The 13,298-nt window shown below is 68.1% G+C and carries 17 protein-coding genes; 12 read left to right on the top strand and 5 right to left on the bottom strand.

Translation table 11 applies throughout. The features are described 5' to 3' along the window. Positions 1-116: 116 nt before the first annotated feature. The 6 genes from cysQ (at position 117) to coaBC (ending at position 3,964) form a co-directional block, all read left to right on the top strand. Positions 117-878, top strand: coding sequence for a 3'(2'),5'-bisphosphate nucleotidase CysQ family protein (gene cysQ, locus ACYVF6_RS14405; RefSeq protein WP_460521210.1), 762 nt, complete (start codon positions 117-119; stop codon positions 876-878). A 56-nt stretch (positions 879-934) separates the two neighbouring features. After that, positions 935-1,324, top strand: coding sequence for a hypothetical protein (locus ACYVF6_RS14400; protein WP_460521208.1), 390 nt, complete (start codon positions 935-937; stop codon positions 1,322-1,324). A gap of 69 nt (positions 1,325-1,393) precedes the next feature. Further along, positions 1,394-1,726: a hypothetical protein gene (locus ACYVF6_RS14395; RefSeq protein WP_460521206.1), complete on the top strand. Its 333-nt coding sequence runs from the start codon at positions 1,394-1,396 to the stop codon at positions 1,724-1,726. 178 nt (positions 1,727-1,904) lie between these two features. Then, positions 1,905-2,225: an integration host factor, actinobacterial type gene (gene mihF, locus ACYVF6_RS14390; protein ID WP_460521204.1), complete on the top strand. Its 321-nt coding sequence runs from the start codon at positions 1,905-1,907 to the stop codon at positions 2,223-2,225. Between the two features lie 178 nt (positions 2,226-2,403). Continuing rightward, complete coding sequence (rpoZ, locus tag ACYVF6_RS14385) at positions 2,404-2,691, top strand: DNA-directed RNA polymerase subunit omega (protein ID WP_460521202.1); 288 nt, start codon at positions 2,404-2,406, stop codon at positions 2,689-2,691. Positions 2,692-2,722: 31 nt separating this feature from the next. After that, entirely contained in the window at positions 2,723-3,964 is a 1,242-nt protein-coding gene (gene coaBC, locus ACYVF6_RS14380; protein WP_460521200.1) for a bifunctional phosphopantothenoylcysteine decarboxylase/phosphopantothenate synthase, read from the top strand. Positions 3,965-4,032: 68 nt separating this feature from the next. Here coaBC and ACYVF6_RS14375 read toward each other — a convergent pair whose 3' ends face one another. The 3 genes from ACYVF6_RS14375 to ACYVF6_RS14365 form a co-directional block, all read right to left on the bottom strand. Continuing rightward, on the bottom strand, positions 4,033-5,184 hold the full coding sequence (locus ACYVF6_RS14375; protein ID WP_460521198.1) for a phosphatidylinositol-specific phospholipase C1-like protein: 1,152 nt from the start codon (positions 5,182-5,184) through the stop codon (positions 4,033-4,035). Positions 5,185-5,268: 84 nt separating this feature from the next. Then, positions 5,269-6,156, bottom strand: coding sequence for a hypothetical protein (locus ACYVF6_RS14370; protein WP_460521196.1), 888 nt, complete (start codon positions 6,154-6,156; stop codon positions 5,269-5,271). After that, positions 6,153-6,731 carry an RNA polymerase sigma factor gene (locus ACYVF6_RS14365; RefSeq protein WP_460521194.1) on the bottom strand — a complete coding sequence of 193 codons (579 nt, stop codon included), beginning with the start codon at positions 6,729-6,731 and terminating at the stop codon, positions 6,153-6,155. The genes ACYVF6_RS14370 and ACYVF6_RS14365 overlap by 4 nt, the downstream gene beginning before the upstream one ends. Before the next feature lie 85 nt (positions 6,732-6,816). On the opposite strand from ACYVF6_RS14365, the gene hisF reads away from it, so the two are divergent. Beyond that, the gene (gene hisF / locus ACYVF6_RS14360; RefSeq protein ID WP_460521192.1) at positions 6,817-7,590 is read left to right on the top strand and encodes an imidazole glycerol phosphate synthase subunit HisF; all 774 of its coding nucleotides are present in this window, start codon (positions 6,817-6,819) and stop codon (positions 7,588-7,590) included. 167 nt (positions 7,591-7,757) lie between these two features. Then, positions 7,758-8,561 carry a phytanoyl-CoA dioxygenase family protein gene (locus ACYVF6_RS14355; protein ID WP_460521190.1) on the top strand — a complete coding sequence of 268 codons (804 nt, stop codon included), beginning with the start codon at positions 7,758-7,760 and terminating at the stop codon, positions 8,559-8,561. Here ACYVF6_RS14355 and ACYVF6_RS14350 read toward each other — a convergent pair. Continuing rightward, positions 8,521-9,162 (bottom strand): HAD family hydrolase, encoded by a 642-nt coding sequence (locus tag ACYVF6_RS14350; protein ID WP_460521188.1) that lies wholly within the window; start codon positions 9,160-9,162, stop codon positions 8,521-8,523. The genes ACYVF6_RS14355 and ACYVF6_RS14350 overlap by 41 nt on opposite strands. Positions 9,163-9,235: 73 nt before the next feature. Here ACYVF6_RS14350 and ACYVF6_RS14345 point away from each other — a divergent pair, with 73 nt between their 5' ends. From ACYVF6_RS14345 to ACYVF6_RS14335, 3 genes are read left to right on the top strand one after another with little or no spacing between them, the layout of a single operon-like run. Then, a complete protein-coding gene (locus tag ACYVF6_RS14345; protein ID WP_460521185.1) occupies positions 9,236-9,637 on the top strand; it encodes an integrin alpha in 402 nt (133 codons plus the stop codon). Next, complete coding sequence (locus tag ACYVF6_RS14340) at positions 9,637-10,686, top strand: FG-GAP repeat domain-containing protein (RefSeq protein WP_460521634.1); 1,050 nt, start codon at positions 9,637-9,639, stop codon at positions 10,684-10,686. The genes ACYVF6_RS14345 and ACYVF6_RS14340 overlap by 1 nt, the downstream gene beginning before the upstream one ends. A 10-nt stretch (positions 10,687-10,696) precedes the next feature. After that, positions 10,697-11,032, top strand: a complete 336-nt coding sequence (locus ACYVF6_RS14335) for an FG-GAP repeat protein (protein WP_460521183.1) — start codon at positions 10,697-10,699, stop codon at positions 11,030-11,032. Here ACYVF6_RS14335 and ACYVF6_RS14330 read toward each other — a convergent pair. Beyond that, on the bottom strand, positions 11,029-12,042 hold the full coding sequence (locus tag ACYVF6_RS14330; RefSeq protein ID WP_460521181.1) for a LacI family DNA-binding transcriptional regulator: 1,014 nt from the start codon (positions 12,040-12,042) through the stop codon (positions 11,029-11,031). The genes ACYVF6_RS14335 and ACYVF6_RS14330 overlap by 4 nt on opposite strands. Before the next feature lie 152 nt (positions 12,043-12,194). On the opposite strand from ACYVF6_RS14330, the gene ACYVF6_RS14325 reads away from it, so the two are divergent. Then, a complete protein-coding gene (locus ACYVF6_RS14325; protein WP_460521179.1) occupies positions 12,195-13,238 on the top strand; it encodes a LamG domain-containing protein in 1,044 nt (347 codons plus the stop codon). The last annotated feature ends 60 nt before the right edge of the window (positions 13,239-13,298 follow it).

Raw genomic sequence — 13,298 nt, 5'->3', positions numbered from 1 at the left:
GACACTGGTCATCGCGAACGACCACGTTCACCGTGCCACCGAAAGCACCAGGCACGCGTGAACGTGGTCGTCTGTGCTTCGGGCCGGCCGAGGATCGGCCGGTAGGCTCGGGCGTCGTGCTAGCTGCCATCGCCGACCTCACCGAAGCCGCTGGACGGGCCATCCTCGAGGTGTACGCCGCCGACGAACAGGGTGTCCAGGTCAAGGCCGACTCCTCGCCCGTCACAGAAGCCGATCTGCGCGCCGAGGCGGTGATCCTGGCCGGACTGGCCGAGATCGCCCCCGACATCCCCGTCGTGGCCGAGGAGAGCGTCGCCGCGGGGCGGATACCGGTGCTCGAGCCTGGCGCCGCGTTCTTCCTGGTCGACCCGCTCGACGGCACCAAGGAGTTCCTGTCGCGCAACGGCGAGTTCACGGTCAACATCGCGCTCGTCGAGGCCGGTGAGCCGGTGCTCGGCGTCGTGCACACACCTGTGCTCGGCCTGACCTACGTCGGCGGCCGTGGCGTCGCCGAGGTACGCGACCAGGCAGCCACTGGCGCCAAGCCACTCGGCGTCGTCGCGCCCGGACCGGACGGCAGCCGCGTGCTGGTCAGCCGCAGCCACCTCGACGCGGCCACCGAGGAGTGGCTGGCCGGCGTCCAGGTCGCCGAGCGCGTGCAGGCAGGCAGTTCGCTGAAGTTCTGCCGGATCGCAGAGGGCGCGGCCGACCTGTACCCCCGGTTCGGCCGCACCATGGAGTGGGACACCGCGGCCGGCCACGCAGTGCTGCAGGCCGCCGGCGGCATCGTTCTGACGCCTGACGGTCAGCCGTTCCGGTACGGCAAGCCCGACTTCGCCAACACGCCTTTCATCGCGTACGGGTCGAGTCGTCCCTAACCCGGACATGTAGTAACTTCTCCCGACTCAGACATAAATCTAGGGAGAGGGAACACATGCGGCGTACGGGGTTGATCCTCGTGACCATCGCACTGGCCTTCGCCGGCGTCACAGGCTGCTCGAGTGGCGACGACAAGTACTGCGGCTTGCTCAAGGACGCTCAGAACGACAAGACCCTCCAGGGCGCGAACTTCAAGGACGCCAAGGCCATGGAGACGGCTCGGACGAAGTTCAAGGAGATCAGCGACGCCGCGCCGAGCGACGTTCAGGACGAGTGGAAGACCATGTCCGAACTGCTCGATATGGCCGACAAGTACCAAAAGGACCCGAAGAGCGTCGACGCGAAGAAGGTCCAGTCGCTGTCGAAGCAGGTCGAGACCGACACCAAGACCTTGGAGACCGACACCAAGGACCGTTGCGGCATCGACCTGAACGCCACGTCCTAGCTCGAACGCGATGTCCCTGGCCTGCGATAGAGTGCGCGATCGACCTATTTCATTGGAAAAGGAGACAAAATGCGTCGTACGGGGGTTTTCCTCGCATCGGTCGTGCTCGCCCTGGGCGCACTCAGTGCCTGCTCCAGCGCCGACAAGGAATACTGCGACAAGGTCAAGGAGCTGGGCAACGACTTCATGTCGCAGGCGACCGCCGGCAAGGCGGGCTCCAGCGCCGAGAAGTTCCAGGAGATCGCTGACGTGGCGCCTGACGAGGTGAAGGATGACTGGCAGACGTTCGCCGACGCCATGAAGGCGCTCGACGAGGACCCGTCCTCGGCGGCGAGCAAGATCGGCGACATCCAGAGCGCGTCGACCAGCATCCAGAAGGACATTCAGGACCGCTGCTCCTGATCCGTACCACTGGGCCAGACCAGCTCAAAAGGGTTGGCCCACCACGCTTCGGTGGGACCCGGGTGTACCGGGTTCCACTGGGGTGGGTAGGTTGCCTAGCCGGGGGGTTGACCCCCGGGAACGCGTTACAAGATATGCCCACCATCCAACAGTCGTGATGCACCCGAGGTGACCGTTCGTGCCGCTGCCACAACTAACTCCTGAGGCTCGCCAGGCTGCGCTCGAAAAGGCGGCGCAGGCCCGCCGGGAGCGCGCCGAGGTAAAGAACCGTCTGAAGCACTCTGGTGCCTCGTTGTCCGAGATCGTCGCCGCAGGGCGCGACTCCAACGAGGTCATCGGCAAGATGAAGGTCATGGACCTGCTCTGCGCCATGCCTGGCGTCGGCAAGGTCCGGGCCAAGCAGATCATGGACAAGATCGGAATCGCCGACACCCGCCGCGTGCGTGGTCTCGGTGACAAGCAGGTCGCTGCGCTCAAGGCAGAGTTCGACGAGTCCTGAGAGTCCTGATTCAGGAGCCGCGAAACTGCGCTGGGCGGTGCGGCATCCAGGCTGCCAGACGGTGTGGCAACACCGCGGTCCTAACGGTGTGCACGTAGTTGGTAGCCTTGATTCCGTTCCGCCCGCAGCGGTCGCCTTGTGCCGCCGTGGTATTCACACGTCAACCGGAGGCTTGAGCTTGACCGGCACCAATCCCGTCGCCGAGGGCATCACGAACCCGCCGATCGACGACCTGCTCACCAAGTGCGACTCGAAGTACAAGCTGGTCTTGTTCTCCGCGAAGCGCGCTCGTCAGATCAACGCCTACTACGCCCAGCTCGGTGAGGGCCTGCTCGAGTACGTCGGTCCGCTGGTCGACACCCACGTGCAGGAGAAGCCGCTCTCGATCGCCATGCGCGAGATCGACGAAGGGCTGCTGACCTGCGAGGACATCGAGCCGACGCCCGATGTTCCGCCGGCTTCCTGAGTCGCTCTGAGTTCACCAGAAGCTCCAGCCGATGCCGTCCGACTCCAGCGCCGCCCGCCGGGTGGTGCTGGGTGTATCGGGCGGCATCGCTGCGTACAAGGCCTGCACGCTGCTGCGCCTCCTGGTCGAGGCCGGGCACGAGGTCCGGGTCGTACCCACGGATAGTGCGCTGCAGTTCGTTGGCGCCGCCACCTGGGCCGCGCTGTCGCACCAGCCGGTGCACACCGAGGTCTGGGACGACGTGCACGAGGTCCCGCACGTACGCCTCGGGCAGCAGGCCGACCTGGTGCTCGTCGTGCCGGCGACGGCCGACCTGCTGGCGCGGGCGGCCCACGGCCAGGCCGACGACCTGCTGACCTCGACCTTGCTGACCGCCCGCTGTCCGGTCGTGATGGCGCCGGCGATGCACACCGAGATGTGGGAGCACGCCGCCACCCAGGCCAACGTCGCCACGCTGCGTTCGCGCGGTGTGCTCGTCGTCGAACCGGCGAGCGGGCGGCTCACCGGATCCGACACCGGCAAGGGCCGGCTCCCGGAGCCGGAACAGCTGTTCGAGCTGGCCACGACGGTGCTGGCCCGCGGCGCCGGCCTCCCACAGGACCTGGCCGGGCGCCGGGTCGTCGTGAGCGCCGGCGGCACCCGTGAGTTCCTGGACCCCGTGCGCTACCTCGGCAACCGCTCGTCCGGACGGCAGGGGTACGCCCTGGCCCAGGCCGCGGTCGCACGTGGCGCCGAGGTGACGCTGGTGGCGGCCAACGTCTCGCTACCGGAGCCCGCGGGCATCAAGCTCGTGCCGGTCGTGTCGACTCGCGACCTGCGGGAGGCCGTCCTGGCCGCGGCCGCCGATGCCGACGCCGTGGTGATGGCGGCCGCGCCGGCCGACTTCCGCCCGGCCGACGTCGTTCAGCACAAGATCAAGAAGGCCGACGACGGCTCCGCGCCCGTGGTCGAGCTGGTGCAGAACCCCGACATCCTCGCCGAGCTGTCACACGACCGTCCGCACGCCGGACTGGTGGTCGTCGGGTTCGGCGCGGAGACCGGCGACGAGACGTCGAGCGTGCTCGACTACGGCCGCGCCAAGCTCGCGCGCAAGGGCTGCGACCTCCTCGTGGTCAACGAGGTAGGCGCCGCCAAGGGCTTCGAGTCGGCCGACAACGAAGCCGTGATCCTCGGCGCCGACGGCTCCGAGACGCCCGTACCGCAGGGGTCGAAGCTCGCCCTGTCCCACCGCATCTGGGACCTCGTGACGAAGCGCCTGCCGTCCGCCGGCTGATCTTCCTCGTATGAAGGGCACGCCCATGGGGGTGCCCTTCATACGAAACTCCACCGGTGTTCGGCGGGTCAGGGCTCGAGCGTCGACGCCTTGCAGCCGCGGGGTGCGTTCACCGGGTTGCAGCGCACCGGGATTCCGCCCGGCAACTCGGCCACGAAGTCGCTGTTCCACCTCGCCGTCATCCCCACCGACGGGTAGTCCGTGGTCAGCAACTGCGCACCCGATCCCAGCGCGACGTCGTTCCGCGTGAGGTCGTTGTCGCGGATCGTCTTCTGGCCCTCGTCCGAGCGTGTACGAACGAAGTAGCCGCGCCGCACGAGGTCGGCGATCTTCGCGGAGTTGTCGCCGCGCGGGTCGTTGACCTGCATCACCGCGGCGTACGGGTCGCCCGGGCCGCCCTGCGCGAACACCGCACGGCCGGTGAGGTTCGGATGCCCGTCGAGGTACATCGGCAGGTACGACCCGCCCGTGCCCACGTTGTCGAAGAAGAACATCACCTTGCCGCGCGCCCACGACAGCTTCGGCCAGCCGTACGTCAGCACCGACTGCTCCAGCGTGAGGCCCGGCTTCAGCAGGTCGTCCGGCGTGATCAGCTCCTGCTCGGTGAAGACCGAGCGGATCTCCTTGTCCACGTCGTCGAGCAGCTTGGCGTCCCAGGGCGGGGCGACCGCGCCACCGAGCTGCTCCCAGCGGTCGTCGGTCTGCTTCAGCTCGATCTGGATGACGATCGGAACGTGCGACTCGTGCGCCCGCGACCAGTCCCGTACCTGCCGCATGCAGACGACGAACGTACGGCAGCTGGTGTTGTAGTCGACGTCGGCGACGTGCATCACCTTGAACCCCGGCTCCGACATGCCTTCCAGCGGCGGCAGGCCGAGCCGCTGGCGAGGCAGCGGGTTGGAGTAGAGCCCGCCGTCCGGGTCGGGATAGATGTCGATCTCGACGTGCCGGACGTGCTGGCGCTGCAGCTGGGTCGGGATCGAGGCGTGCGAGTAGTACGCCCACGACGGCAGGCCGGGGTCGATCTTCAGCGACTCGGTGACCTCGGGCAGCTGCATCTCGCGGTGGTAGGCGTTGTGCGCACCCATGAACTGGATCTGGTTCATCCGAACGTCGTCACCGCTCAGGCCGGAACCGGAGGCGGCCGGTCCGGCCAGGAGCAGTGTGGCGGTCGCCGCGACAGCGATTGCGGCACGGCGCAGAACTCGTTGCGACTTCATGGTCATCACCCTGGCTGAGAAACACCAACGGTGCTCGAACACCAGATGGCGATGACCGGCACTGGCCTGTGGCGAATGGCGGGGTCAGCAGCCGTGGCTGACCTGGTTGCACGTGTGGTCGCCCCACCGCAGCGTCAGCTCTCGCTGGCCGCCCGGGCCGTCCACGCTCACCTTGACCGGATCCGACGAGGCGCCGTTCATCGGTCCGGCGGAGAAGTACTGCATCGCCCAGAAACCGTTCTTGACGGTCGCCTGCTCGTGGTGGCCGTCGGCGAAGGTGTAGGTGATGCTGTTGACACCGTTGGGGAGGCCACCGCCGCCCCAGAACATGTCACCACGATCGCCCGGCAGCACGTTGCTGGTGACGTTGTTGGCGATGGCGAACGTCTCCGGAGATACCGCCGAGTCCAGCGGACGCGGAGGGGAGACCGCGGTGTCGGGCTTGACGTTGCAGGTGTAGGCGTCGGTGCTGTTCGCGACGACTGCCGTGATGCCCTCGTCGTTCTCGATCGCGAGCTTGCCGGACAGTCCACTGACCGGCTCACCCATGACATCGCCGTGGTCGCGGGCGAGCCCGATGCAGATCCGGTACGCCCGGTTCGCGTCGGATGCGGGCAGGGACTTGGTGGGCTGGTCCGGATCGGTCTGCTTGGTAGGTGGCCGGTTCGGAGTCGGATGCTGGGTCTTCGGCGGACTCGTCGTGGTGGGCGTGGTGGGGGTCGTTGTGGGCGTCGCCGACGCTGTGGACCGGTCGCCGGCAGGGTTGATCTCGCGGCCGTTGCCCCCGAACAGGGCGTACCCGCCGGCCGCCAGGCCTACGACGGCCGCGGCCGCCACGATCGGAACGCCGAACCTACGCAGCCGGCTGTCTCGCCTGCCGATGCTGTGCATCTCGTTGTCGAGCTCGTCGCGCATGCGGATCCTCCGGTACTCCGGGATCGACCGCCGTGGCGGTGGCGATAGATCGTTCATTGCTGCTCCTGGACATGTGGTGCGGCAAGGGAGGTCGACAAGCGCCGCCGGGCCCGGTTCAGCCGGGACCGGACAGTGCCGATGGGGACGCCGAGTGCGACAGCGGCGGACCGGTAGTCCAGCTCTTCCCAGACCACCAGGACGACCACATCCCGTTCGACCGTTGGCAACCGGTCGATGACGGCCAGTACGTCCGCCATCCGCCGCTCGTCGTCGAGCCGGCCCGCCACGTCATCGGCGTGGTCGGGCTCGTCGAGCACTGGTGGCAGCCGGCGGATGGCGTGCCCGCGGCGGAACAGCGTGCGCCGCTGGCGACGGCACACGTTGGTCGCGATGCCGTACAACCACGGCAGAACCGAGTCGTTCTCGACGCGCAGCCGGTGGCGACTGCGCCAGGCTTCGAGGAACACCGTCGAGGTGATCTCCTCGGCGAGGTCCCAGGAAGCGGTCTGCCGGAACGCGTAGTTGTAGATCAGCGGGCTGTAGTGCTCGAACAGCAGGCCGAACGTATGGTCGGGATCGTCGCGGATCTCGGCGGCCAGTGCGGCGTCGGTGCGTGGCCGGTGCACCGTCATCGATGCCTCCTTGCGTCTTCGCACCGCTTATCGCCGCAGGCTCGGCTGAGTTCGCGCGAGTTCGCTCCCGATATCCTCGGGATTTGTGAGCCTAGCCGTACGCGTGATCCCTTGCCTCGACGTCGACGCCGGCAGGGTGGTGAAGGGCGTCAACTTCGCCGACCTGCGCGACGCCGGCGACCCTGTCGAGCTCGCGAAGCTCTACGACGCCGAGAGCGCCGACGAGTTGACGTTCCTCGACGTGTCGGCCTCGCTGGAGGCGCGTGACACCACGTTCGACGTCGTACGCCGGACGGCGGAGCAGGTCTTCATCCCGCTGACCGTCGGTGGCGGGGTGCGTACGGTCGAGGACGTCGACCGGCTGCTGCGTCTCGGCGCCGACAAGGTGGCGGTCAACACCGCCGCGATCGCGCGGCCCGAGGTCGTCCACGAGATCGCGCAGCGGTTCGGGTCGCAGGTGCTGGTGCTGTCCGTCGACGCCCGGCGGCTGCCCGACCACGTCAAGCCCACGCCGTCCGGCTACGAAGTCACCACCCACGGCGGGCGCAAGGGCACCGGCATCGACGCGGTCGAGTGGGCCAAGCGTGGCGCCGGGCTGGGTGCGGGCGAGATCCTGCTCAACTCGATGGACGCCGACGGCACCAAGAACGGCTTCGACCTGGAGATGATCGCGGCGGTGCGCAAGGTGGTCGACGTTCCGCTGATCGCGAGCGGGGGAGCCGGCAAGCCCGAGCACTTCCCGCCGGCGATCGCCGCCGGCGCCGACGCGGTGCTGGCCGCGAGCGTCTTCCACTTCGGCGACCTGCGGATCGGTGAGGTGAAGGCCGCTCTGCGCGCGGCCGGCTACGCCGTGCGTTAAATCGCTCGCGTGCGGCACGCCACCGGCCTACAGTCGTAGACGACGACTGACCTGCTCCCGGGGGAGACTCGACTTCCAACGCCCGGGAGTCAGGGAGATTCGCGCATCGGATCTCCCTGGCTCCCGGGCGTTCTCTTTTCCGGGGCGCTTTCGAGGAAGGAGACCGCATGCTGACGACGGAGCAACATGAGGAGTTCGAACGCTGCGGGCTGCTGCGACTGCCGGGCGCGATCCGGACCGCCGACACCGCGCTGATGTGCGACCGGATCTGGGAGCACGCGGCAGAGGCGCACGGGATGAAGCCGGCCGATCCCGACACCTGGCTGGTCGAGCAACGCCTGTCCGGCCTGCAGAAGCTCGCCCGGCGGCACGAGTTCGCCCGGATCGGCAGCCTGACGGTGCGTTCGGCGCTGAACGATCTGCTGGGGGAGTGGGAGGAGCCCAGGCGCTGGGCCGGGCTGCTCGTCACGTTCCCCCGGCGAGACGGCGAGCCGTGGGACGTGCCGACGACCGCGTGGCACAACGACTTCACCTGGTTCGACGGCGCTTCCGGAGTGCGGGCCGTGCAGTATTTCGCGCTGCTGAACGACATCGAGCCCAGCGGTGGGGCGACGCTCGTCCTGACCGGCTCGCATCGGCTGCTGCGTGACTACGCCGATGCCGGCGACGACGGCCCGCACCCGAAGCGGCTCCGGCAGAAGCTGGGTGCGGAGCATCCGTGGCTGCGGGCGCTGTGGGAACGCGACGCCGCGCCAGGCGTGGACCGCGTGCGACGGTACCTCGACGAAGGCGGCGAGGCCGATGGCGTACCGCTGCGTGTGGTGGAGCTGTGCGGTCAGGCAGGTGACGTGTTCATGATGCACTGCGACACGTTCCACTGTGCGGCGCCGAACTGTGGCGACCAGCCGCGCATGATGGCGACAGGCATGATCAGGCGAGCAGAGCCGCCGGCAGGTCGGCCATCGTCGTGATCAGCGTGTCGGCCTCGATGAGCCGCTCGGCCGGAGTCATCGCGGCGTAGCCGATGACGGTCATGCCGGCGGCCTTGGCGGCCTGCACGCCGTACGGGCTGTCCTCGACGACGACGCACGCCCTGGGGTCGGCACCAAGGTGCTCGGCGGCGTACAGGAAGAGGTCGGGGAACGGCTTGCCGCGTTCGACGTCCTGCGCGCTGAAGATCCGGCCGGCGAACCGGGGATAGAGGCCGGTCGTCTTCAGGGCGTACTCGATGCGCTCATGGGTGCCGCTGGACGCCACACAGGTCGGCAGATCGATCGCGTCGAGCGCCGCCTCGATGCCGTTGATCGGCCGCAGCTCGGCACGCATGCGCTCGAACAGCTCCTGGTGGTAGCGATCCTCGAGATCGGCGGGCAGCGGGCGGCCGAGCCTGGCCTCCACGACCTCCCGGGTGTGGGCGAGGCTGGTGCCCATGTAGCGCTCGACCGTCTCCTCGAACGTCGTCGGGTCGCCGTACTCCGTCAGCAGGCTCGACAACACCCGGTTGGCGATGGGCTCGCTGTCGACGAGCACACCGTCGTTGTCCAGGATCAGCAACTCAAAACCTCGGTTCACGTGGTCGGAGCGTACGCGATGGGCTTATGCCGTGGCGACTTCGGCTATCGCTTTCCTGTGGGGGGAAACCACCGTGAGCTTGTCCCGTCGTGTCCTCACGCTGCTCGCTGCCTGTGGCGTAGCAGCGGGCACCTTGTTCGTCTCCGTGCCTGGAACGGCCGCCGCCACGCCTGCCAAGCCAGGCGACTACAACGGCGACGGCTATCCGGACCTCGCGGTTAGCGCGGCCAACGCGACCGTGAACGACCTCGTCGCCGCCGGTGTCGTGGCGATCGTCTACGGCGGCACAACCGGTCTGGATACCACGAAACGCCAGCGACTGCAGCAGGGCATCAGCTGGGTGCCCGGAACGGCAGCGCGCCTGGAGTTCTTCGGTGCCAACCACACCTCAGGTGACTTCAACGTGACGGATACTCCGACATCGCGATCTGTGCGCCAGACGAGCGCCGGGCACCGTATGAGACCGGCGTGTTGATGCTGGCGTTCGGAAGCGCGACCGGGTTGAACCGTGGCTACGAGCTGGTGCCGCCCACGGCACAACCGATCAGTGCGTACTGCCGTGACGTCGTGTCCGCCGACTTCGACAACGACGGCTACGCCGACATCGTGGTCGGGTCTGGCCAGTACGACCCGGCACCGCTCCAGGTCATAGCCGGTGGTCCTGGCGCGGGCTTCCGCAGCAAACTCGACATCACGTGGATAACGCATACCGCTGTCCCAGGTGAGCTATCGGCAGGTGACGTCACCGGCGACGGATTCAGCGACCTGTTGGTTGGAGCCGAGTTCAACGGCTCGACGGGTGGGCTCACCCTGTATACCGGCTCGGCTGAGGGCCTCGTGGCGACTCCCGCTCAGCGAGTCACCACTCCCGGATCATCCCAGACCGCTGTAGGCGACGTCGACGGTGACGGTTTCGCCGATGTCGCCGCGGCCAACACCACGGTTGGGCCTTCGGGCATCAGGAGCGCAGGCCTCGCGCGGCTCTGGTACGGGTCGAGCGGGGGTTTGGATACTGGTCGCGGCTTCACCCTGATCACGCAGGACACGGCCGGTGTGCCTGACACGGCCGAGCCAGACGACCGGTTCGGCGTCAAGCTGGCCATCGGCGACGCCGACGGCGACGGTTTCGCCGAGCTGGCGATTGGGTGCGGCGGTGAAGATGTCGGGACCACCGCCGCTGGGCTGGACGCCGGCACGATCACCGTCATCTACGGCGGCGGGGGCGGCCTGGACTTCGGCCGGACGAACCACTTCACCCAGAACTCGGCAGGTGTACCGGACGCGGTGGAAGCGGGCGACAATCTCGGACTCGACCTGCTGTTTCGCGAGTTGGACAAAGTGACCGACGGGCGGGCGAACCTGATCGCCAGTGCCGCCCTCGAGGACGGGACCGTCGAGGACGAGGGTGCTGTGTTCGTGCTCAAGTCCACCAGCACAGGCCTGACCGGCCAGGGGTCGGTCATGTTCGGTCCACGTCAGCTCGGCATCACTCCTTCGCAGGCCGTGTTCGGCGGCTTGGACTGAAGCGAGCGTCATGAAACCACGTTTGCTCGCACTGTTCAGTGCGAGCGGAAGCGCGGGGCTCGACTTCGGGCATGTCCTGCTGTTCCACCAGGACACCGCCGGCTTGCCCGGTGCCGCGGAGGCGTACGACAGGTTCGGATCGGAGCTGGCGTTCCGGGACTTCAACCGGGATCGCCGTGCCGAGCTCGCGATCGCCGCGGACTCCGAGAACGGGGGCGACGGAGCCGTGCACGTCCTGCGCGCGATCCTCAGCTCAGGGCTGACCGGTGTCGGCTCGGTCATGTTCGGCCCGGGCACGCTTGGGCTCCCGAGGCTGGCAGGGGTCGGCGAGACGATGGACGGCTAGGCGGACTCGCGGATGATGAGGCTGGTGGGGAGGATGACCGGGCCGACGTCGGTGGAGCCGGCGATCTGACGGACGATCAGGTCGGCCATGTTCCGGCCGATCTCGTCCAGCGGCTGGCGTACGGTCGTCAGCTGCGGTCGGGTGGCTGTCGCGATGGGGGAGTCGTCGAAGCCGGCGACCCGTACGTCGTCCGGCACTCGGCGGCCGGCCGCGCGCAGGGCGTCCAGCGCGCCCGCGGCCATCGAGTCGTTGGCGGCGAACACCGCGTCGAGGTCGGGCACCCGACCCAGCAGCTCGAGCATCGCCGCGTGGCCGGACGCACGGGTGTACTCGCCGCGGGCCACCAGCTCCGATGAGGACTCGAGCTCCAGCAGGTCGAGAAAGCCTTGCAGGCGGTGCTTTCCGGAGCTCATGTCCAGCGGCCCGGTGATCGTGGCGATCCGCCTGGACCCCGTGACGGCGAGGTGCTTCACGATGTCGCGCGCGGCCTGCCGATTGTCGACGTCGACGTACGGGATCCGCCGCGACCGTGGCGGCCGCCCTGCCATCACGACCGGGACGTGTGCGGTCGCGAGGTCGTAGAGCAGTGGGTCGCCTCGCCGGAACGAGGCGAGCAGCGCGCCGTCGACGTGCCCGCCCCGGATGTACTGCGACGCCCGCGCGTGGTCGGCCTCGGTCGTGCAGACGATCGACACCAGCTGCATGCCTTCGGCGGCGAGGCGTTCGTTGGCGCCGAGCATCATCGCGCCGAAGACGGGGTCGTCGAAGAAGCGTTGCTGCGACTCGGCGACGACGAACGCGACGGAGTTGGTCCGCCGGGTCACCAGGCTGCGGCCGGCGTGGTGCGCGACGTAGCCGGTCTGTGCGATCGCCTGCTCGACCAGCTGCCTGGTGTGCTCGCTGACGTGCGGCGCCTTGTTGATCACCCGCGACACCGTCATGTGCGAGACGCCTGCAAGCGCGGCGACGTCGGCGAGCGTGGGGTTCTGGCGGTCGACCCTGCCCGGCATCGGTGAAACCTTCCTCGTGCTCTTCTTCCGTAACCGTAGTCCGTTGACGCGGCTGATGAGCAGTCCTAGCCTGTGAACGTCTGTTAGCGCTAACAGTAATGGTTCCTCCAGCCCAGCACGCAGAGACCAAATCGACCAAGAGGTTCTGCACGATGACGAAGAAGAGAGTGACGCGAAGCATCCGACTCACGGGCCCACTGGCCCTGCTCACCGTCGCGGCGGCCGTGTGGAGCGGCACAGGCGCGGCGGCAGCCGTTCCGGCGGCGGCATCGGCTGCCGGCACCGAGTCCGCCAGGCACGCGCCGGCGCCGCGCCCAGCGGGCGCGTTCAAGGACGAGGCGTTCACGCTGACGAAGAACTGGGACTTCGGAACGTCCGGCAACATCGGCGACAACACGGCGCTGGCCGGAGAGTTCCAGTTCCACGACCAGTTCGGCACGATCATGAACGGCACCAACTACGGCTCGAAGATCGTGGCGCCCACCGCAGCCACGGCACTGTCGGGACAGCCGGTCGAGGATCCGGCCAATCCTGTCCGCCAGTACACCTCCACCTCCATGAAGACGCTCCTCATCCCCCTGGACGGCGCGACGACGGTCACGCCGACCCAGCACAACGTCGGCAACGGCTCGATCCAGGCCAAGTGGACGCTGCCGAACGGCGGATCCCTGCTGGGACAGGACATTCTCTGGGAGACCAGGGTGCGGATGGTCACGCCGCCGTACTTCTGGTTCGCGCTCTGGACGTCCGGCAACATCTGGGACTGCGGTGCCGAGATGGACGTCGTCGAGTCGTTCGGCTTCGACAACGGCGGCGGTTTCACCAACTACGACGGCCGGTTGTGGCACTCCAACAGCGTCTGCGGCTCCGACGCCATCAACTACTCCTCCTGGCCGGACGGAATGGCGGCCGGCGGCGTCACCAGCTTCGACGCGACGCAGTACCACACCTGGCAATGGCTGTACCGCAAGGACAACACGTTCAGCGTCTACATGGACGGCCACGAGGTCCAGCACGGCACGATCAACTGGACGGTCCACGGCACCGCCGGCGGCACCCCGATCAACATGAGCTTCCTGATCGACGCGGGCTGGGGCCACACACAGGTGGCGTCTGTCAACCACTCGCTGCCGGCCTCGGCACTGAGCGGAACGTACTACGAGTTCGACTACAGCCGGGTCTACCTGCAGCCGTAGGCCCTTGCGGCACTGGAGCTCCGCCGGGCCGGCGGCGTAGCCCGGCGGAGCTCGAAGTGT

The organism is Flindersiella endophytica (genome assembly GCF_054779015.1).
This window is presented reverse-complemented; position numbering and strand designations above follow the sequence as displayed.

Coding starts and splice junctions, on each gene's coding strand:
- coaBC (WP_460521200.1), top strand. CDS start 2,723: ATGCCGTCCGACTCCAGCGCCGCCCGCCGGGTGGTGCTGGGTGTATCG.
- ACYVF6_RS14365 (WP_460521194.1), bottom strand. CDS start 6,731: ATGACGGTGCACCGGCCACGCACCGACGCCGCACTGGCCGCCGAGATC.
- ACYVF6_RS14395 (WP_460521206.1), top strand. CDS start 1,394: ATGCGTCGTACGGGGGTTTTCCTCGCATCGGTCGTGCTCGCCCTGGGC.
- ACYVF6_RS14375 (WP_460521198.1), bottom strand. CDS start 5,184: ATGAAGTCGCAACGAGTTCTGCGCCGTGCCGCAATCGCTGTCGCGGCG.
- ACYVF6_RS14340 (WP_460521634.1), top strand. CDS start 9,637: ATGCTGGCGTTCGGAAGCGCGACCGGGTTGAACCGTGGCTACGAGCTG.
- ACYVF6_RS14330 (WP_460521181.1), bottom strand. CDS start 12,042: ATGCCGGGCAGGGTCGACCGCCAGAACCCCACGCTCGCCGACGTCGCC.
- ACYVF6_RS14400 (WP_460521208.1), top strand. CDS start 935: ATGCGGCGTACGGGGTTGATCCTCGTGACCATCGCACTGGCCTTCGCC.
- ACYVF6_RS14325 (WP_460521179.1), top strand. CDS start 12,195: ATGACGAAGAAGAGAGTGACGCGAAGCATCCGACTCACGGGCCCACTG.
- ACYVF6_RS14355 (WP_460521190.1), top strand. CDS start 7,758: ATGCTGACGACGGAGCAACATGAGGAGTTCGAACGCTGCGGGCTGCTG.
- ACYVF6_RS14335 (WP_460521183.1), top strand. CDS start 10,697: ATGAAACCACGTTTGCTCGCACTGTTCAGTGCGAGCGGAAGCGCGGGG.
- ACYVF6_RS14370 (WP_460521196.1), bottom strand. CDS start 6,156: ATGAACGATCTATCGCCACCGCCACGGCGGTCGATCCCGGAGTACCGG.